We start from the raw sequence: 1013 nt of genomic DNA, 5'->3' as shown, positions 1-1013 counted from the left end.
CCAGGCCTGCGCGCCAGCGCGGCGTGGCGGCGTCGGGGCTGCGGCGCGCCGGCATCAATCGACCGTGGCGCCGGAGCGGCGGATGACCGCCGCCCATTTCTCGTTCTCCGCCCGGATATAGGCGGCGAAGTCGGCGATGCTGCCGCCGCGCGGCCGGGCGCCCAGCCCCTCGATCTTCTCGCGCGTCGCCGGCTCGGCGCAGATCGCGTTCACCTCGGCATTCAGCCGGTCGATGATCGGGGCAGGGGTGCCGCGCGGCACCTGCAGGCCGAACCATGCGGTGGCGGCGAAGCCGGGCAGCCCGCTCTCGGCCACCGTCGGCACCTCCGGCAAAGCGGGCGAGCGTTCCGGGCCCGTGATCGCCAGCGGCCGCAACTGGCCGCTGCGCAGCAGGCCGATGACGGAGGGCAGGTTGTTCACCCCGATATCCACCCGCCCGCCCATGATCTGGTTGGCGACGTCGGAGCCGCCGCGGAAGGGCACGTGCAGGATATCGACGCCGGCATCCGCCTTCAGCATCTCGCCCGACAGGTGCAGGCTGCTGCCGCTGCCGGAACTGGCATAGGTCAGCGCGCCCGGCCGCGCCCGCGCCGCCGCCAGCAGGTCCGCCAGGCTGCGGATCGGGTTGTCCGGCCGCACCACCAGCACGTTGGGCAGGTCGGCGAAGAGCGCGACGGGGACCAGGTCCTCCGGCCGGTAGCTCAGCTTCGCATGCAGGTGCGGGTTGATGGCGGCGGTGCCGATGGAGCCGAAGAACAGGCCGTAGCCGTCGGGCTCCATCCGCCCGGCCAGCTCCGCCGCCACGACGCCTGCGGCGCCGCCGCGGTTCTCCGGCACCACCGGCTGGCCCAGCCGGGCGCCCAGCCGGTCCGTCAGGATGCGGGCGAGGATGTCGGTGGCGCCGCCCGGCGGGAAGGGAACGATGAGGCGGAGGGGCCGCGTCGGCCAGGCGGGCTGCGCGGCCGCGGCGCCGGCCAGGCCGCAGGCCAGCGCCAGGCCGGCGAGGCCCCGCC

At 75.5% G+C, this 1013-nt stretch carries 1 protein-coding gene; it reads right to left on the bottom strand.

Going from position 1 to position 1013, the window contains the following annotated elements; all coding sequences use genetic code 11:
• Positions 1 to 54: 54 nt before the first annotated feature.
• On the bottom strand, positions 55 to 1013 hold a 959-nt coding region (locus E2C05_RS32035), incomplete at its 5' end, for a Bug family tripartite tricarboxylate transporter substrate binding protein (protein WP_133223629.1).

The sequence above is a fragment of the Paracraurococcus ruber genome (assembly GCF_004353985.1).
GTDB classification, from domain to species: domain Bacteria; phylum Pseudomonadota; class Alphaproteobacteria; order Acetobacterales; family Acetobacteraceae; genus Paracraurococcus; species Paracraurococcus ruber.
Note: the sequence above shows the minus strand (reverse complement) of the source record. Positions and strands in the feature narration are given on the sequence as shown.